Origin of the sequence: Rhizobium sp. BT-226 (assembly GCF_025847085.2) — a bacterium.
Classification (GTDB): domain Bacteria; phylum Pseudomonadota; class Alphaproteobacteria; order Rhizobiales; family Rhizobiaceae; genus Rhizobium; species Rhizobium sophorae.
Genome location: NZ_JAOYTI010000002.1, coordinates 450,127 through 467,368, shown reverse-complemented (window position 1 = coordinate 467,368; position 17,242 = coordinate 450,127). Strand labels below are relative to the sequence as shown.

At 62.1% G+C, this 17,242-nt stretch carries 18 protein-coding genes; 12 read left to right on the top strand and 6 right to left on the bottom strand.

Annotated elements, in window-relative coordinates:
- The first annotated feature begins 5 nt into the window (after nt 1-5).
- The 8 genes from OIU37_RS12420 (at nt 6) to OIU37_RS12385 (ending at nt 7,138) form a co-directional block, all read left to right on the top strand.
- Nucleotides 6-2,363, top strand: a complete 2,358-nt coding sequence (locus OIU37_RS12420) for a putative monovalent cation/H+ antiporter subunit A (RefSeq protein ID WP_264257595.1) — start codon at nt 6-8, stop codon at nt 2,361-2,363.
- A gap of 4 nt (nt 2,364-2,367) precedes the next feature.
- A complete protein-coding gene (locus tag OIU37_RS12415) occupies nt 2,368-2,787 on the top strand; it encodes a Na(+)/H(+) antiporter subunit B (RefSeq protein ID WP_017959625.1) in 420 nt (139 codons plus the stop codon).
- Nucleotides 2,787-3,164 (top strand): Na+/H+ antiporter subunit C, encoded by a 378-nt coding sequence (locus OIU37_RS12410; protein WP_032994420.1) that lies wholly within the window; start codon nt 2,787-2,789, stop codon nt 3,162-3,164. The genes OIU37_RS12415 and OIU37_RS12410 overlap by 1 nt, the downstream gene beginning before the upstream one ends.
- Before the next feature lie 387 nt (nt 3,165-3,551).
- On the top strand, nt 3,552-5,117 hold the full coding sequence (locus tag OIU37_RS12405; protein WP_264257594.1) for a Na+/H+ antiporter subunit D: 1,566 nt from the start codon (nt 3,552-3,554) through the stop codon (nt 5,115-5,117).
- Nucleotides 5,114-5,587 carry a Na+/H+ antiporter subunit E gene (locus tag OIU37_RS12400; protein WP_171601125.1) on the top strand — a complete coding sequence of 158 codons (474 nt, stop codon included), beginning with the start codon at nt 5,114-5,116 and terminating at the stop codon, nt 5,585-5,587. Before OIU37_RS12405 ends, OIU37_RS12400 begins: the two co-directional genes overlap by 4 nt.
- Nucleotides 5,584-5,937, top strand: coding sequence for a cation:proton antiporter (locus OIU37_RS12395; protein WP_171601124.1), 354 nt, complete (start codon nt 5,584-5,586; stop codon nt 5,935-5,937). The genes OIU37_RS12400 and OIU37_RS12395 overlap by 4 nt, the downstream gene beginning before the upstream one ends.
- Complete coding sequence (gene mnhG, locus OIU37_RS12390; protein ID WP_171601123.1) at nt 5,934-6,266, top strand: monovalent cation/H(+) antiporter subunit G; 333 nt, start codon at nt 5,934-5,936, stop codon at nt 6,264-6,266. Before OIU37_RS12395 ends, mnhG begins: the two co-directional genes overlap by 4 nt.
- A gap of 440 nt (nt 6,267-6,706) precedes the next feature.
- A complete protein-coding gene (locus tag OIU37_RS12385; RefSeq protein ID WP_003557810.1) occupies nt 6,707-7,138 on the top strand; it encodes a MucR family transcriptional regulator in 432 nt (143 codons plus the stop codon).
- Nucleotides 7,139-7,378: 240 nt separating this feature from the next.
- On the opposite strand, the gene OIU37_RS12380 is transcribed toward OIU37_RS12385, so the two are convergent.
- The gene (locus OIU37_RS12380) at nt 7,379-7,801 is read right to left on the bottom strand and encodes a SufE family protein (RefSeq protein WP_003557812.1); all 423 of its coding nucleotides are present in this window, start codon (nt 7,799-7,801) and stop codon (nt 7,379-7,381) included.
- A gap of 444 nt (nt 7,802-8,245) precedes the next feature.
- Complete coding sequence (locus tag OIU37_RS12375; protein WP_264257593.1) at nt 8,246-8,740, bottom strand: DUF5330 domain-containing protein; 495 nt, start codon at nt 8,738-8,740, stop codon at nt 8,246-8,248.
- Nucleotides 8,741-9,153: 413 nt separating this feature from the next.
- On the opposite strand from OIU37_RS12375, the gene OIU37_RS12370 reads away from it, so the two are divergent.
- From OIU37_RS12370 to OIU37_RS12355, 4 genes are all read left to right on the top strand, one after another.
- Nucleotides 9,154-10,734: a HAMP domain-containing sensor histidine kinase gene (locus tag OIU37_RS12370; RefSeq protein ID WP_206679615.1), complete on the top strand. Its 1,581-nt coding sequence runs from the start codon at nt 9,154-9,156 to the stop codon at nt 10,732-10,734.
- The gene (locus OIU37_RS12365; protein ID WP_180693398.1) at nt 10,706-11,626 is read left to right on the top strand and encodes a peptidoglycan-binding protein; all 921 of its coding nucleotides are present in this window, start codon (nt 10,706-10,708) and stop codon (nt 11,624-11,626) included. The genes OIU37_RS12370 and OIU37_RS12365 overlap by 29 nt, the downstream gene beginning before the upstream one ends.
- A 122-nt stretch (nt 11,627-11,748) precedes the next feature.
- A complete protein-coding gene (locus OIU37_RS12360; RefSeq protein ID WP_171601119.1) occupies nt 11,749-13,197 on the top strand; it encodes a methyl-accepting chemotaxis protein in 1,449 nt (482 codons plus the stop codon).
- Between the two features lie 131 nt (nt 13,198-13,328).
- Nucleotides 13,329-13,673 carry a DUF1491 family protein gene (locus tag OIU37_RS12355; RefSeq protein ID WP_171601118.1) on the top strand — a complete coding sequence of 115 codons (345 nt, stop codon included), beginning with the start codon at nt 13,329-13,331 and terminating at the stop codon, nt 13,671-13,673.
- A 68-nt stretch (nt 13,674-13,741) separates the two neighbouring features.
- Here the strand turns inward: OIU37_RS12355 and OIU37_RS12350 are convergent, their stop codons facing one another.
- The 4 genes from OIU37_RS12350 to OIU37_RS12335 form a co-directional block, all read right to left on the bottom strand.
- On the bottom strand, nt 13,742-14,791 hold the full coding sequence (locus OIU37_RS12350) for a DUF2336 domain-containing protein (RefSeq protein ID WP_182209926.1): 1,050 nt from the start codon (nt 14,789-14,791) through the stop codon (nt 13,742-13,744).
- Nucleotides 14,792-15,039: 248 nt separating this feature from the next.
- Nucleotides 15,040-15,246, bottom strand: coding sequence for a hypothetical protein (locus OIU37_RS12345; protein WP_020049194.1), 207 nt, complete (start codon nt 15,244-15,246; stop codon nt 15,040-15,042).
- 717 nt (nt 15,247-15,963) lie between these two features.
- Nucleotides 15,964-16,512 (bottom strand): DUF1254 domain-containing protein, encoded by a 549-nt coding sequence (locus OIU37_RS12340; protein ID WP_180693395.1) that lies wholly within the window; start codon nt 16,510-16,512, stop codon nt 15,964-15,966.
- Nucleotides 16,505-17,092, bottom strand: a complete 588-nt coding sequence (locus OIU37_RS12335) for a DUF1214 domain-containing protein (RefSeq protein ID WP_025393831.1) — start codon at nt 17,090-17,092, stop codon at nt 16,505-16,507. The genes OIU37_RS12340 and OIU37_RS12335 overlap by 8 nt, the downstream gene beginning before the upstream one ends.
- Nucleotides 17,093-17,242: the final 150 nt, after the last annotated feature.

The window sequence follows — 17,242 nt, the reverse complement described above, 5'->3', positions numbered from 1 at the left end:
GGGATATGGCCGATGTCACGGCTCTGACATTTCTGGCCCTATGTCTGCCGCTTGCCGGCGCTCTTGCTGCCCCCTTCGTCATCCGCATCTTCGGCGCAAACGGTGCCTGGCTCCTGGCGATCGCTCCCTTGCTCGCCTTCCTGCATTTCCTGCGTTTCATTCCCAAGATCGCGCGCGGCGAGGTCGTCACCGGCGGCTATTCCTGGGTGCCGAGCTTCCATCTCTCCTTTTCCTGGTTCCTCGACGGCCTGTCGCTGGCTTTCGCGCTGCTGATCACCGGCATCGGCACCCTGATCGTGCTTTATGCCGGCGGCTACCTCAAAGGACACAAGGATCAGGGCCGCTTCTTCTCCTTCATCTTCCTCTTCATGGGCGCGATGCTCGGCGTCGTCGTTTCCGACAGTTTCCTGATGCTCTTCGTCTTCTGGGAACTGACATCGATCACGTCCTTCCTGCTGATCGGCTTCGATCACGAGCGTGAGGCGGCTCGCCGGGCTGCCCTGCAGGCGCTTGTTGTCACCGGCGGGGGAGGGCTCTGCCTGTTGGCCGGCCTGCTGTTGCTCTGGAACATTTCAGGCGTCACCGACATGTCGCTGCTTATGGGAGCCGGCGATGCGGTGCGCGAAAGCCCGTTCTATCTCGCAGCTCTCATCCTGGTCCTCGGCGGCGCCTTCACCAAGTCGGCGCAGTTTCCCTTTCATTTCTGGTTGCCGAACGCCATGGAGGCGCCGACGCCGGTTTCGGCTTATCTGCATTCGGCCACCATGGTGAAGGCGGGCGTCTATCTGCTGATGCGGCTCAACCCCGTCATGGGGGCAACCCCTGCCTGGGAAATCCTTCTGCCCTTCTTCGGCGGGCTGACGTTGGTGGTCGGCACCGCGCTCGCCATCCGCCAGACAGACCTGAAGCTCAAGCTTGCCTATACCACCGTCTCCTCGCTCGGCCTGCTCGTTATGCTGATCGGCTTCGGCTCGGACCATGCGATCGAGGCGGCGGCGCTCTATCTGGTGGCGCATTCCCTCTTCAAGGGCGCGCTCTTCATGGTCGCCGGCATCATCGATCATGAGACCGGCACGCGCGATATCACCAGGCTCAGCGGCCTGATGCGGGCGATGCCGCTCACCTGGATCATCGCGCTTGCGGCCGCCTTCTCCATGGCCGGCCTGCCGCCCTTCTTCGGCTTCCTCGCCAAGGAGGAGATCTATACGGCACTCGTCGGCGGTGATGTCCGCGCACTCACCTTTACCGCCATAACCGTCTTCGGCAATGCGCTGATGTTCGCCGTCGCCTTCGCCGTGGCGTTGAAACCCTTCCTCGGCCGGCCGGTGGAGACGCCGAAACCGCCGCACGAAGCCCCCGTCCTGCTTTGGCTCGGCCCCGCCGTTCTTGCTATCCTCGGCCTGCTCGCGGCGATCTTTTCGACCCTCACCCATTCCATCCTGTCCTCGCCGATCGCATCCGCCATCCGCCAGACACCCGTCGAAATCGACATTTCGTTGACGCCGCATATCGGCCTGCCCTTGGCGCTCTCCGCCCTGACCGTGCTGCTCGGTATCGGCGTCTACTGGCAACTCGCGCGCGCCCGTTTCCTGATGGCCGTCTTCCTGCGCGCGGCCGGACCTGGGCCGGACCATGGCTTTGATGTCGCCATATCGGGCCTTGTCCGCTTTTCCGGCCGCGTCATGCGTGTGCTCCAGCCGGGGCGGCTGGAGATCTATGTCACCTGCACCTTCCTCTGCGTTGCCGCCATCCTCATGATCCCGCTCGTCGTCTATGGCGAACTGCCGCGTCTGCCGGCCTGGCCGACCGATGTCAGGCTGCATGAATGGGCGGTCTTCCTGATCGCCGCCTTCGGCCTTGCCGCCGTGCTCGCCGCCCGCGATCGGCTGACGGCAATCGTTTCGCTCGGCATCCAGGGTTTCGCTGTCGCCATCATCTTCCTGCTGTTCGGCGCGCCGGATCTGTCCTTCACCCAGTTCATGGTCGAAACCCTTTCGGTGGTGATTCTCGCCCTGGTCATGACCAGGCTTCGTCTCTCGCCCGACGATCAGCGGCCGCTCGGCCGCAAGCTCTTCGACGGCGCGCTGGCGCTTGCCTGCGGCCTCGGCTTCACGCTTCTGCTGATGCGGGCAACCGAGGCACCGTTCAACGACGCGCTGACGGCTTTCTTCAACACCTATTCCAAATCGATCGCCCACGGCGCCAATGTCGTCAACGTCATCATCGTCGATTTCCGCGGCACCGACACGCTCGGCGAAATCGCCGTCGTCGCGGTCACCGGCCTTGCCATCCTGGCGCTGATCCGCATCCGCGCTGGCAGCGAGCGCAAGCTTGCCGCCAATGATCCCGCGGCGGAGGGTTGAGCGCGTGAACACCCTCATCTTCCGCACCGCCGCCCCGTTTCTCACCGCGCTGATGCTGCTTTTTTCCGTCTTCGTGCTGCTGCGCGGTCATAACGAGCCGGGCGGCGGCTTCATCGGCGGGTTGATCGCTGCCTCGGGGCTGGCGATTTACGGCATTGCCCGCGGCGTTGGCGCCGTTCGCCGGGCGCTGTTTTTCCATCCGCTGTCGATTGCCGGCTTCGGCTTGCTTCTGTCGACGGTGGCCGGTCTTCTCTCCATCCTGTTTGCCGTTCCCTTCATGACCGGCCTCTGGATCTATCCGACGCTATTCGGCGCCGAGGTGCCGCTGTCCAGCGTCATGCTCTTCGATGTCGGCGTCTATCTTGTCGTGCTCGGTGCCATCACCTCGATCGCTCTGGCGCTGGAAGAAAAGGAGGTGGAATGATGGAGCCGCTTCTGGCGATCCTCGTCGGCCTGTTCTTCGCCGCCGCCATCTACCTGATGCTGTCGAAATTCTCGATCCGCATCATGCTCGGCATCGCCATCCTCGGCAACGCCGTCAACCTCCTGCTCTTTACCGGCGGCCGGCTGACGCGCGAGGTGCCGCCGATCATCCCGGCCGGTCTCGACAGCCTGCCCGCAGGCACGGCCAACCCGCTGCCGCAGGCGCTCATCCTGACCGCGATCGTCATCTCCTTCTCCTTCCTTGCCTTCCTGCTGGTGCTGACCTACCGCGCCTATCAGGACCTTGGCACCGACAACACCAGCGACATGCGCGCCGCCGAGCCCGACGACCGGCCGCTGCCGCCATTGGGGTATTGAGGCGGATGGTTGTGCGGATGCTCACCCCAAGGCAACCCCTCTCTCGTGGTAGCGGAGGCATCACCTGATGGCCGCCCCCACCTCTATCATCGATCTCTCCACTGCCCGGATCACCACCGCGGTGCGGATGCTCACCCCCCTCTGCCCTGCCGGGCATCTCCCCCACAAGGGGGGAGATCGGCAAGTGGCGAAGCCTCGTCTAGGCCGATCGGCCTTGATCAGCCTGCAGGGTAATGACAGCAGCCGTACAGCTACAGGCGTCGACGCCGATGTTGGGCGAAGCCTTGGCCACCTATCGATCTCCCCCCTTGTGGGGGAGATGCCCGGCAGGGCAGAGGGGGGTACCCCACGGCAGGCCCTCTCTCGCGATAACGGAGGCGCCATCTGATGGCCGCCCCCACCACCGTCGATCTCTCCGCCGCCCTGATCACCGCCCCGGTGCCCATCGGTCATTGGCTGGCCATCCTGCCGGTCGCCCATTGCATTACGCTGGGTGCCGTCCTGCTGATGCTGCGCGGCTATCCCCGTCTGCAGGCCTGGCTTGCCATCCCTGGCCTTGCGGCCTTGGCGCTGATCGATGCGGCGTTGCTGGCCAAGGTCGCGGCCGACGGGCCGCTGACCATGGTCATGGGTCGCTGGCTGCCGCCTTTCGGCATCGCCTTCACCGTCGATCTCTTCGGTGCGCTGATGGCCTTCACCGCAGCCCTTGCCGCGCTCGCCGGCGGCATCTATGCGCTGGCCGATATCGGCGAAAGCGGCCGGCGATACGGCTTCTTCCCGCTGCTCATGCTGCTGATGGCCGGCGTCACCGGCGCCTTTCTGACCGGCGATATCTTCAATCTCTACGTCTGGTTCGAGGTGCTGCTGATCTCCTCCTTCGGGCTGATCATCCTTGGTTCCGAACGTGAGCAGATCGACGGCGCGCTGAAATATGCGGTGCTCAATCTGATCGCCACGACCCTGTTCCTGGTCGGCGTCGGCATTCTCTATGCCGCCTTCGGCACGCTCAATATGGCCGATATCGCTGCAAAAGCTGGGGATTTGCGCGGCACGGCGCCGCTGATGACGCTGGCAAGCCTCTTCCTGCTTGCCTTCGGCATGAAGGCGGCAGCCTTCCCGGTCAATTTCTGGCTGCCCGCCGCTTACCATACGCCGCGCATCGTGGTCTCGGCGCTGTTTGCCGGCCTGCTGACCAAGGTGGGCATCTACGCGCTGATCCGGGTGATGGTCATGCTGCTGCCGGTGGAACGCCAGGAATTGAGCTTGGTAGTCGCGCTCGCCGCCGCCGCGACGATTGTCGTCGGCGCTCTCGGCGCGCTTGCCGAAAACGATATCCGCCGGCTGTTCGGCTATGTCGTCATATCGGGCATCGGCAACATGCTCGCCGGCGTCGCCCTCGGCGGCCTTGGCGGCATCAGCGGCGCGGTCTTCTATGCGCTCCATTCCATGGTGCTGATGACGGCGCTTTATCTTGCCGCCGGCGAGATCGCCCGGCGCGGCGGCGGCTTTTCGCTATCGGCCCTCGGCGGGCTCTACAGGCAAAGCGGCGGCTTCACCGCACTCTCCCTCGTGCTCTTCCTTGCCGCCTGCGGCCTGCCGCCCTTTTCCGGCTTCTGGCCGAAAGTCATTCTCGTCAAGGCCTCGCTCGATCTCGGCGCCTGGTGGCTGGCGGCCTCGATCCTCCTCGGCGGTTTTCTGACGACGATTGCCTTCGGCCGTCTCTTCCTGCTCGCCTATTGGCGCCCGGCGCCGATGGCCCTGACGTCGACAGCCCTGAGGCCGCCCGGTGCCCGGTGGCGCACGGGCCTGCCACTCGCGGCACTGACAGCGCTGGTCGTCGGTTTTGGCATCCTGCCGGAACAGTTGCTGGCGCTGTCGCAATCGGCCGCGGCCGGCCTTGCCGATCCCCAGGCCTATCTTCATTCGGTCTTCCCGGACGGAGGCGCGCCATGATCTTCTTTCTCTTCAACCTGCTGCTTGCCATTGCCTGGGTCACTGTGACCGGCAGCGCCTCGTTGCACAATCTCGTCCTCGGCTTGCTGCTCGGGGCCTTGGCGCTGCTCATCATCCGCGAATCCTTCGGCGGCAAGGCACATATCCCTCGCGTTCTCCCGGTGCTCTCGCTCGCCGCTCTGTTCCTCAAGGAATTGTCGCTGTCGGCCTGGAAGGTCACGGTCACCGTCCTCTCTCTCGATATGAAGCTGAAGCCCGGCATCTTCGCCTTCCCGCTGACGGTGACGAGCGATTTCGAGATCACTTTGCTCGCAAACCTCATCACGCTGACACCCGGTACGCTTTCGGTCGACGTCTCGCCCGATCGTCGCACGCTCTATGTGCATGCGCTCGATTGTTCCGATCCCGAGACGACCAAGCGTGATATCGCCAACGGTTTCGAACGCAAGATCATGGAGGCCTTCCGGTGATCACACCTGCCGCCATCGTCGCGGTCGCATCCTCGACGGCACTCGTCATCCTCGGCCTGGCGTTGATTCTGAGCGTCTGGCGCGTCGTTGCCGGCCCGACATTGCCGGACCGCATCCTTGCCCTCGACATGCTGACCGGCATCGCCATCGGCTTCATCGCCGTCATCGCGGTCAAGACCGGTTTTTCGCTCTATATCGATATCGCCATCTCGCTCGGCCTCGTCGGTTTCCTGGCGACCGTCGCCTTCGCCCGATTCGTGCTGTCACGCGGCAACATCAAATCGAAGCCGCCCGCCACTGCGGCAAATGGCAACACGCAAAAGCGCCGGGCAGGGGGGAAGAAGCGATGATCGATTATATCATGGCTGCCATGACCGCCCTGCTTTTGATCGTCGGCGCGCTCTTTGCGCTTGCGGCGGCGATCGGCCTGGTCCGGCTGCCTGATCTCTATACGCGCATGCATTCCGCCTCGAAGGCGGGGACTGTCGGCTCCGGGCTGTTGCTCCTTGCCGCCGGCCTCTATTCAGAGGAGCCGGCGATTCTCGCCCGCGCCATTGCTGGTTTCGTCTTCTTCCTGCTGACGGCGCCGGTGTCTGCCCATCTGCTTGCCAGAGCTGCTCATCGTTCGGGATATGATCTCGGTGCACTCTCGGTCCGTGACGATATCAGGGATCGTTGAGCCTATGCTGTTCGGCGACTTTACCAGATTTATGCAAAACTTATGCACAGGAAGCTGTGAGTAAAGCTTGCCGGAAAGCCCCTCAATTCTTCATCTGTCATTTTTTCTCAAGAAAAACGACAAATAATAATTGGCCTTTCGACCAAACGATGGTATTTGAAAATGCAAGTAGAGTTCTGATTGTGAATTGCAATCGTACTGCTTCCAGGTCCCTCAGTTTTGATTTTTAATGTCTAAACTGAGGCCATCGCCTGGGGCATGACGTAGTGGTTTCCAGTCAGGCAGTATAAGAACAGGTCACGCTCTTCGGAATCTAGGGGTGGATTTCGCGTTTTTCGAAACAGAAGGTCGCTTCCTGTGCTTTTGCTGTTCGCTTCTACGAGGCGGGTCTTTGGCGTGTCAGTCAAAGACCGTTTGAGCATGCTAACAGGAGAAAGAATATGACGGATATAGCGACCGGCAATGCGCCGGAGCTGCTTGTGGAACTGACAGCCGACATTGTCGCGGCCTATGTCAGCAACCATGTTGTACCGGTCAGCGACCTGGCCAACCTGATTTCCGACGTGCATTCGGCACTGAGCAACACGTCCGTACCGCAGCCTGCTGCGGCGATCGTCGAAAAGCAGAAGCCTGCAGTTTCTGTCCGCAAGTCCGTACAGGACGAGCAGATCACGTGTTTGGAATGCGGCGGCAACTTCAAGTCCCTCAAGCGTCACCTGATGACGCATCACAGCCTCTCGCCTGAAGAATACCGCGAGAAGTGGGACCTGCCGACCGATTACCCGATGGTGGCGCCCGCTTATGCCGAAGCGCGTTCGCGCCTGGCAAAGGAGATGGGCCTGGGTCAGCGCCGCAAGCGCGGCCGCGGCTGAGCTTTTTCAAAAGCATCGACGACAAAAGCCGGGTTTTGTGCCCGGCTTTTTTGTGCCTTCGCAAGACGAAGAATACCTTTCGGGTATTTCGAGCGTCGCAACTGATTCGGCCGGACGCCACGGCAGCGTAAGACATCCCGTCCTATGCTTTGCCGACAGGCTTAGAATGTATTCCTGTACTATGAGTAAGTGTTAATATACTGGATTGCGGCTCTCAAAGCCGGCCAGCCACGAGCACGGTCAAGCCGCAGCGCGGACTCTTGCCTCTTCGCGGATCCTGTTCACCATCGACCGCAATCCGTTCGAACGCTGCGATGACAGGTTCTCCACCAGGCCGATCTTCGAAAATATCTCGAAGGCATCGAGCCCGGCGATCTCCGATGCGGTCTTGCCGGAATAGGTGGCAAGCACGATGGCGACGAGGCCGCGCACGATATGGGCGTCGGAATCACCCTCGAAGCTCATGACGGGATTGTCGGGATCGCCTGCCGTATGGGTCACCAGCCACACCTGGCTGGCGCAGCCCATCACCTTATTCTCCGAGGTGCGCTTCTCCTCGGCCAAGTCCGGCAACGCCTTGCCGAGTTCGATGACATAGCGGTAGCGGTCTTCCCAATCGTCCAGGAAAGCGAAGTCGTCGATGATCTGGTCGAGGGATGCCATGCGGAAGCCTTTCACTATTGAAGCAGTTCCAGCAAAAGTGCGCAGCGGTTTTGCGTCCGGAATGCGTCAGGAAATGCTCTAAGACTGCATATAGGTGAAAGACCGGCAGATTTGAACCGCTAAAGCAATTCCAGGAAAAGTGTGAAGCGGTTTTCCGTCCGGAATTGCGTAAACAAAAGACCGAAGCACTTCCAGGCAATGCACGAAGCGGTTTTGCCGGATTTGCGTAAACTGAGATAGAAAAAACGCCGTGAGGGATGGGCATCCTCACGGCGCAGCAACATGCTGAATTAAACAGGGCAGGCACGTCAGGCATGGGGCACTTCCGCGTCATGCGGACCACCGATGCAAGCTCAAAGCAATTCCAGGAAAAGTGCGAAGCGGTTTCCGTCCGGAATTGCGTAAGAACAAATGCGGTGCGAGCGAGCACCCGCAGAAATTTCGTCAGGTCGCCGGCTTCGGTGTCGGCAGCGGAATAGCGCCTGTTATCACCGTCTCAGGGGAGGCATCGTCTTCGACCGGCGGACGATAAGGCATCGGCTGGTTGAGTGCTGCCTTGGCCTCGCGCACCTTTTCCTGGATGGCAGGCGTGGTGAGGGAAGGCATGTTGAGCGCCACCGGCATCTGCGGTTCGGCAAACTTTGCGGTCGCCGGTGCCTCATCCTTGAACTGGCTGTCGAGAAGTTCATAGGCAACGCGGGCGCCTTCACGCGCCCGGTAGCCGAGTGCGGTCAGGGTCTCCGTGCCCTTGACGCAGACCTCGGGCTTCTCCGAGCACATGCCGGTCAAATAGTCGTAGGCGCCGCTTGCCGCCGTGAACGCGTCGGACAGCTGCAATTGCGGGCCGTTGGCGAGCTTGTCGGAACTCTCCGTGCTGAAGACGGAAAGAAGCACGAGCACGAGGCCAAACCAGAAGGATCCTTTGATCAGAAACCACATTGTCGTCGCCCATCCTGTTTTCCCCGTCCGGTTCTTGTTGCCGAATCAGGCCGGTTGTCCGGTGTGTTTTCACCCTACCGCCAAGTTGCGAATGCCGCTTTTCGAAACTTACGCGCATTTGCGGCAAATTTAGTTCAAATTTTAGCGAACGGCATTTGAACCGCATTTTAGTCGAATGCGAGCGATCGCCGTTAAGCATCAGGGCAGCACCTGCTTGCAATTGCAGGACTTTTGCCGGCTCGCCTTGCCACAGGAGTTAACGCAATGCTGAAATATGAGGAAAATCCGTCGCTTACCCCCTATTAACCACAAAGGGCAAAGAGCCTTCCAGATGCTTCAAAACGAGAATTTCGGCCGTTTCAGGCTGTGAACAGCGCTTTTGCCTTATCCTTTCTTTAAGTCGCCAAGGCCTATTGTCCGGATCGATAGACAGCCTTTCGGGCGGGTATTGCGTGCGTGTATTGAGTAACATTGGCGGCTGGATGACGGCCCTCGTAGACCGGGCAGCGACAAGCTGGCTCTCCCGGACGGGCGGCGGTGAAGCCGTGCGCCAACGCGAGCTCGCAATCCTGCGCCGCCTCGTGCTGCTCTCGTCGGCCGCTCTCGTTGCCGCTCCGATTGGCCTTTCGGCGGTCACCAGTCCTGCCGTGGCGCTGCCGGCGGGTGTCGCCATGGTCTGCGCCGCCTTTCTCTTTTCCGCCGTCGGCAGCATCGCGCTCGCTCGTCAAGGTTCGTCCGCCGGTATCGCCACGCAGTCGGCCGAGGATTTCTTCCTTGCCGCCACCCCGGGCCTCGTCTTCTTCCTCGACCCGCACGGCAGTGTGGCGACCGTCGGCGGTCGCGATCGGCGCGATTTCCTCGCCTGGATGCGCGATCCCAAGGGCAGGGGCTTCCTGGAGCAGGTGCATGTCTCCGACCGCATCCTTTTCCTGCAGGCGCTCGATGGCCTGCGCCGGGGCGAGGATGCTCAGAGCGTCGATCTGCGCCTCGACCGGCCCTCGGTCTCGCGTGATCAACGCCAGTTCGCCTATCTGAGAATGGACATGACGGCCCGGCGCGATGCCGACGGCGAACTTGCCGCCATCATTGCCCAGCTGCGCGATGTCTCCGTCGAGCAGCAGCTGCGTGACGAAGCCCAGAACCGCGCGGCCGATGCCGAATCCGCAAATGACGCCAAATCGCGCTTCCTCGCCGCCGTCAGCCATGAACTGCGCACGCCGCTGAACGCCATTCTCGGTTTTTCCGATATCCTGATCGGCGAATATTTCGGCAAGTTCGAAAATGACCGCCAGCGCGAATATGTCGGCTTGGTCCGCGAATCCGGGGCGCATCTGCTATCCGTCGTCAACACCATGCTCGACATGAGCAAGATCGAAGCCGGCCGCTACGAGCTGATCCTCGAAGCCTTCGACATATCAAGCTCCGTCAAATCCTGCGAATCGATGCTGGCGTTGCAGGCCAAGACCAAGGGCCTTACCCTGACGAGCCGTATCCAGCGCGGTCTCGGCGAGATCGTCGCCGATCAGCGCGCCATCCAGCAGATCCTCATCAACCTCGTCGGCAATGCCATAAAGTTCACCGAGGCCGGCGGCGTCGTCTCGGTCGATGCGGCAGCGCGCGACGGCATCCTCAAGCTGACGGTCAGCGACACCGGCATCGGCATTCCGGCCGACAAGCTGGCATTGCTCGGCCAGCCCTTCGTCCAGATCCAGAACGACTATACCCGCCGCTTCGAAGGCTCCGGCCTCGGTCTCTCCCTGGTCAAAGGGCTGGTGGCGCTGCATGGCGGCTATTTCGCCATCGCCAGCCAGCCGGGCGAAGGCACGATCATCACCATCGAGATCGCGGTGGACGGCTCGGGTGCTCAGCACGCCGCAGACGCCGGTCATGGCGCGACTGTCGAGTTTCCGCCGCGGCTGAAGGGCGCGGTCAACACAGGCGCAGAATTGGAAGAGGGGCGTTTCGATGGCCGCGCGCAAGCGAAAATCGCCTAAGGGAAAAAGGGGACGGCAGCAGCCGGGCCTTCTGATGTCAGGCGCTGCCGCCCTCGGCGGGCTCGGCCTGCAGGGTGCCTCCGTGCTCGGCGGCGTCATCGGCCGCAATCCGTCGGTCGCCGGCGGCACGATCACCTTCGCCGTCATCTTCTCCTTCGTCGCCGCCAATGCGCTCTGGTATCAGCCGGGCCTGCATCCGCATCCGATCTTCCGCACCCGCGATCCGCAGTCTCCAACCGTGCTCGGCGCCCGCCGCCCGGCCGAGGAGCAACAGGGCGACGTTACCACCTTCCGCATCGAGCGGCCGCAGGATACCGCCACCACCAACGCGACACCGGCGCCTGCCGCACCCGGCCAGCAGCCGAGCCAGCTCGTCATGGACATCCAGCAGCAGCTGGTGCGCCGCGGCCTCTATAACGGCATACCCGACGGCATCATCGGCCCTCGCACCAGTGCGGCCATTCTCTTCTTCGAGGAGACCGTCGGCATGACCCAGACCGGCGATCCGACGCCGGAGGTCCTAGTGGCGCTGAAGACCGATGCCGCCGGCCCCTCGGCCGTGCCCGCCGAAAAGCCGCCCGAGGATGTCAGCTCGAAGGCGGCGGCGGAAGATCCGGTGGCAGCAGCGATCCGCAGCGCCGAAAAGACCGTCAAAACGGCTCCATCGGCGGCAAAGCAGGTTCCATCAAGCCAAATCACCAATGTCGATCTGGTGCTGAAGATCCAGAAGGGTCTTTCCAATATGGCCTATGCCAATGTCGGAGTCGACGGCGTCGCCGGCGAGCAGACCCGCGCGGCTATCCGCCATTTTCAGAAGCACTACAACCTGCCCGAAGACGGCGAGCCGAACCAGGCGGTGCTGAAGAAACTCAAGGAAATCGGCGCGATCTAGCCGGATATGTTGCCGTAGAACCGGCTGTGACCTACAACCTAAGTCTAAGGCGCGGCTGCCGTTTGCAACTTATTAACCATGTTGCCTGAAGCTTTTCTGATTGGGGCGGGAGAGCGTCGGTCATGCATGCGCTGAAGGCGATAGACGATTTGGCTGGAGAACCGGCGGTCGAAGCGGGAGGGCCGGATCGCGAGGCGCTGCGCCACATCCTGTTGCGCCTTGCCGAAGAAGCCTCCACCCTTGGCATTGATCTCGTCGATATCGCCGGCGCCATCCAGGACATGGCGGGAATGTCGGCCCGGCATGCCTCCGCCTTCGATCATGTCACCCGCACCGCGCTTTCGATTGCCGAGACCAACCGCTCGGTCGCCGTGTCGCTGCGCGAGACCGACCGCACGGCGGCCGAAGCCCGTCACATGCTGAAAGAATCAGCTGACCGCCTGACGGGCTCCGTCGCCGAGATCGGTCACATGGTCCAGTCCTCCAACGAGATCAGCGCGGAGATAGCCGGCTTCTCCAAGTCGCTTGCCGATGTCGACAATATCGCCGAGGAGATCAGCACCATCGCCCGCCAGACCAACCTGCTGGCGCTGAACGCCGCGATCGAGGCGGCGCGCGCCGGCGATGCGGGCAAGGGTTTTGCGGTCGTCGCCGCCGAGGTCCGGGCGCTTTCGTTGCAGACCTCGAAGGCGACCGGCTCCATCCAGCAAACGCTGGACGAACTGCGTGTGAAGATCGACCGGCTGTCGGCCGTCGGCAGCGTTGCGCGCGACAGTGCCGCCGGCGTGCGTGACAAGTCGGAGGCGATGCGCGGGGCCTTCGAAAGCATGGAACATGTCATCACCCGCATCCTCGACAGTTCGACTGTCATGGCCAACACCACCGAGGCGGTCGACCAGCAATGCGCCGGCTTCGTCGAGAAACTCGGCGAGATGTCGGCCGAAGTCGCCGGCTCGAATGTCAGGCTGCAGCAGGCGGCAAAACGCGTCGACAGCGTCGTCGGCCTCTCGGAAACCCTGATCCAGCTGACGGCGAGCGCCGGCGTCAAGACCGCCGACAGCCGTTGGATCGAGGAGGCGCAGTCGGTGGCAAGACAGATTTCCGGCGCCTTCGAACGCGCCGTCGCAGAAGGCCAAATCGGGCTCGATGCTCTTTTCGACCGACGGTATCGGCCGATACCGGGCTCTGATCCGGCACAGATGATGGCAGCCTTCACCGAACTCACCGACCGCCTGCTGCCGCCGATCCAGGAACCCGTCACAACCTTGGACGAGCGCATCGCCTTCTGCGCGGCGATCGACGAGAACGGCTATCTGCCGACCCACAACCGGAAATTCTCGCAGGCCCAGCGGCCTGGCGACACCGTCTGGAACACCGCCAATTGCCGCAATCGCCGCATCTTCGCCGATCGCGTCGGCCTTGCCGCCGGCCGCAGCACCGCGCCTTTCCTCGTCCAGACCTATCGGCGCGACATGGGCGGCGGCAACTTCGTGATGATGAAGGATATCTCCGCTCCGATCACCGTCCGCGGACGGCATTGGGGCGGATTGCGGCTGGCAGTCAAGGTCTGACTCGGCGGTCAAGATTTGACCGCGGATTGCCGCCGCCCGCGCCGGTCTAAAGCATGTCGCAATCTCGTCTCGCGCTTAAGTCTTTATTTTTCCGCATGTCGTTATCGCGCGACATGCTTTATACCGCCCCAATGAGATTACGCGCCGACATCTTCGTTTCCGCCCTCCTGCGCCGCGTCTTTGCCAGCGGCGATTTCGCCGCCGTCGAGAAGAAGGGTGCGGAGGAAGCAGGTGCGGTCTTCATCCGTCAGCATTTCCGCAACGGCCTGGAAACGCTTTACGCGCCGGCGCCGCAGTCCGCCTTCGACGAGGGCCAGGCCGGCGACCGCCTATTCGAGATCCGCCTGTCGCGCAGCGATCCGGAAGCGGTGCGGGCGATGCTGGAGCGCGAACGCAAATTCGACCCCGATCTCTGGATCGTCGAGCTGGAGGCGGAGGAGCTGGGGGATATGATCCCGCTTGCCAGGGACGGCTGACAGCCGGGGCGCGTCAGCTCCTCACCATTTCGAACAGCTCACCATGCGGTGAGGTTAGTCGTTCCAGCTCAGCGAGAACGCCGCCCCATGACACGCATGTCGCGCTGCGGCGGCGCCTGGCGGATGAAGCGATAGTCGGGCGTTGCAGCCGGTGCGGGCGTATCGGTCGCTTCCGGCTTATAGGTGTAGCGATCGGCACGCCGCCAGGCTTCGACGCGTTCGTGGCATTCTTCCGGGTCGAGCGCATCGAGCACCATCCAGCCGCGGGTGACGTTGTGCTGCTGTTCGGCAAGGTGCGGATAGAGCCTTTCGAGCACGAAGACGGCATCGAGAAAGCCCATGCCAAGGCTGGTCAGCGTCGTGGCGAGCTGTTGGCCGGAAAGATCGAGCATGATGCGCTCGGCAAGCCAGCGGCTGGCGGAAAGCGCATCGGCAAGTGCGGTTGCGAAATGCGTCGCCTCGCGCGAGCGGGCGAAGCGCACCAGCAGCGCCTCCTGAATGTCGGTGAGCGTGCGCAGTCCGAGCCTGTCCTCGTCGGCACGGCCGAGATGGCCGGCAAGCCCGAGGATGCGCTCGCGCAACGCCTCTTCATTGGCAACCCGCTGTTCCTCCAGCGCATCCGCCTCGTTGGTCTCGGCCGGCGCCGGCGAAAGCGGCACCGCCGGCGATTCCATGACCGGCGCCCATGCGGCCGTGGACCGCGGCTGGCTTTGGCGCAGCGCCACCAAAGCATCGATGACCTTCGGCGAGAGTGAATCGCGGCTGACGATCGCCTTGACATGCGCCGCACCCTGCATCCGCGCGATGGTGATCAGCGTATCGTCGGCGATTGCCTTTGATGCGGCAAGAAAAGGAGCTGCGATCTCGATCGGCTGGTTGCCGATGAACAGTGCCACGGCGGCCGGCATGTTCTCGCATTGAGACAGCGCTGCGACCGCCTGGCGCTTGGCCTCGTCGGAGGAGGCCTGGAACAGCGGCATGAAAAGTTCGGCGAATTGGCGCAGTTCGGACCGTGTCGGATGAGACAGGTTCTCGAAACTGCTGACAGTCGCCATTAATACCACGTCCTTTTTCCTGACGGCCAAGGGGCCTTCTAGGTCTCGAAACCGGTCACGCACAAAAACACCCCGAAAACGCAGAACAAGGGGACCAAGGCCGATATGCGCTGGCGGAACGCATGTCAGGCCATACGGTTATGAACAAATCCTACACCGGTACGGTTAATGCATGCTGAAGATTTTATTAAAATGCAACAGAAATATACACGCTGAGCGTGTGGCGGTATAGTTAGCCGGCAATATAAAAATGCGCGGTTTGGAAGGCATGCTGCGAAGTTTGCGCATCGCCGCCGTGATGGTTGAAAAACTCAGGCGATCCTGTGATCGCGCAGCGCGTGCAGCAGCTTTTCGCGGCTGTCGTAACCGGCCTGATAAAGGTCGAGCGCTGCGGATGCCGCGAACTGCGCGTCGACGCTTTTGATGTCGATGCGCCGTTCCGAGCACCAGGCATCGAGCGCACTGCGCAGCACGTCGAGATCTTCAGGCGAGAAAGATGAATTCACCAGCAAAGACATCGCTTGACCTCCGCATTCCGGCAAGGACTGGAATCCCCGATCGATCGGAGCCGGAAACGTGTGACCGACGTGAGAGACCATACGCGTATCTGAACGCCTCGCAATTAAATATTTTCATGATGTATTTTTGCAACATCGCCTTTTTCCCGGAAGGCGGATTGCGGCGCCGATGCCAACTATATGAATTGTTTCTAATTTTATCTCTCGATCTTCAGCCGGCCGTTTGCGCAGGCGGCGTGAAACCAAATCAACTCTTCGAGCGTTAAAGGGAGGTAACGTGAACTGTGTCTGGCATATCCCGAACATTAGTAAACTGTTAACTGTCATCTGTCTCAATTCGGATAGGAACGACGCGATTTGAGTATTTGGATCGTTGAAACTCCGCATCACGGTATTTCAATCAGGTGCCGTGGGAAAGGCGCGAATGCCCTCGGTCCGGTCATCCCGGCACTGCAGGACGCGCCGGCCCGCACATTGGCGGGCAGGGTGAAATCCATCGCAACTTCATCCGTCTCGGGCAGTGCATGGAGACGAGAATGGCAATAGTAGTCGCATTGGCGGATCGGCGACCGCGGGCGCCGCGTCGCCCGGACAAAGAGCCTCGCGAAGCTAAGATTCTTTGGTTCACCGGCGTCCGCTACGAGCGGTTGACCGAGAGCCCGAAACATCGTCCGGCGCCTGCGCCGCGCGTCAACAAGAAGTAACCGCTCCTCAACCTCAGCGAGCGGCGAATTGCTCGCAGCCGGCTTCCGTCAGGAAGTTCCGCGCGGCCTCATCGAAGCTCGCCTGCGGCGCCAGCGTCCGCAGCACGGCATAGCCGTCCGGCCGTGCCATTTCCACCAGGATCGCCTGCTCCAGCTCCTGCGGCAAGTTCTTGCGCAGGTCAGTCAGCTGGATGGGACTGCCGGCCAGCACATCGAGCGCGCCACCGACCGATGTCCTGTCGTTCATGCTGAAGACCTCGTTGGAGGCGCTGTCGTAGATCGCGATCGACCAGAAGGGCACATTGCCCTTGGCGGTAAAATGCACCGGCGCATCCTCGACGTCGAAGGAGCAGACGGCGGTGCGCAGGAAGGGGTCGCCATTGGCAAGGCCAGCCTCATCATACCGGTCGCCGAGCAGGTAGAAATTGTTGAGGTCGCCCTCCGCCTCCACGCGGGTCGCCGCATCCCTGCCGGTGAAATGCGGCAGCGACAGGATGATGACGAGATGCAGCAGCGCTGCGCCGAAAAGCCCGGTCAGGACGGCGAAGAATATCCTAAGCATTGCCGCATCCGGTCTTGGTGAGCTTCGGCATGGCGAGATCGATCACCCCGGAACTGCCGGCGGTCGGTGTGTCGAACAGCGTCAGCACCAGCCGAAAAGTGCCAGCCTCCGGCAAGGCCAGCCAGTTGCCCGGCTGTGCGACGGCGGAGATCTCGACCGAGAAACTGCTGTCTTGATTGCGCAGCACCGTCCAGGAATTGAGCGCTGAGGGATGCCCGGTCTTCACCGCTGCCGGATTGCCGCCATTGTCGGCGGTAAAGAGGGTCCAGAGCCGGGCAGGCGGCGTCTGCCCGCTGATGCGGTAGCGGCAGCCGGCATTCAGCCGCGCGCCGTCGTCGTCGACGCTCGCCGTGAAGGTCAGGCCCTCGGCGCTGCCATAGAGCAGCTTGCCGGCGCGCGCCCGGTGCGACTTGGCGTAAGGATCGGCCTCGACCGTCTGCAACGCTGGAAAGGCCTCCCAGGCGCCGAGCTTGATCGCTCCAAAACCCTGTGTCGCGTCCAGCGCATAAAGCGAGATCATGATCCCGCCGCCAAAGGCGACGATCAGCGTGATCGCGATAAAAAGGGGGAATCGAAACACGTCATGACCTTGGAAACCATATCGGATGAAAGGGTTACCACTGATTCTGGCAGGGTGGAATGCCGCGCCGTGACATGAGCGCTGATTGATCCACGGTCGTGCCGCGTGCAGCAATGGCATCATGCCGATGTATCGACGTGGACTGACGGT

Coding starts and splice junctions, on each gene's coding strand:
- OIU37_RS12345 (WP_020049194.1), bottom strand. CDS start 15,246: ATGTCTTTGCTGGTGAATTCATCTTTCTCGCCTGAAGATCTCGACGTG.
- OIU37_RS12360 (WP_171601119.1), top strand. CDS start 11,749: ATGCATGCGCTGAAGGCGATAGACGATTTGGCTGGAGAACCGGCGGTC.
- OIU37_RS12410 (WP_032994420.1), top strand. CDS start 2,787: ATGGAGCCGCTTCTGGCGATCCTCGTCGGCCTGTTCTTCGCCGCCGCC.
- OIU37_RS12400 (WP_171601125.1), top strand. CDS start 5,114: ATGATCTTCTTTCTCTTCAACCTGCTGCTTGCCATTGCCTGGGTCACT.
- OIU37_RS12420 (WP_264257595.1), top strand. CDS start 6: ATGGCCGATGTCACGGCTCTGACATTTCTGGCCCTATGTCTGCCGCTT.
- OIU37_RS12365 (WP_180693398.1), top strand. CDS start 10,706: ATGGCCGCGCGCAAGCGAAAATCGCCTAAGGGAAAAAGGGGACGGCAG.
- OIU37_RS12380 (WP_003557812.1), bottom strand. CDS start 7,801: ATGGCATCCCTCGACCAGATCATCGACGACTTCGCTTTCCTGGACGAT.
- OIU37_RS12405 (WP_264257594.1), top strand. CDS start 3,552: ATGGCCGCCCCCACCACCGTCGATCTCTCCGCCGCCCTGATCACCGCC.
- OIU37_RS12340 (WP_180693395.1), bottom strand. CDS start 16,512: ATGCTTAGGATATTCTTCGCCGTCCTGACCGGGCTTTTCGGCGCAGCG.
- OIU37_RS12375 (WP_264257593.1), bottom strand. CDS start 8,740: ATGTGGTTTCTGATCAAAGGATCCTTCTGGTTTGGCCTCGTGCTCGTG.
- OIU37_RS12355 (WP_171601118.1), top strand. CDS start 13,329: ATGAGATTACGCGCCGACATCTTCGTTTCCGCCCTCCTGCGCCGCGTC.
- OIU37_RS12385 (WP_003557810.1), top strand. CDS start 6,707: ATGACGGATATAGCGACCGGCAATGCGCCGGAGCTGCTTGTGGAACTG.
- mnhG (WP_171601123.1), top strand. CDS start 5,934: ATGATCGATTATATCATGGCTGCCATGACCGCCCTGCTTTTGATCGTC.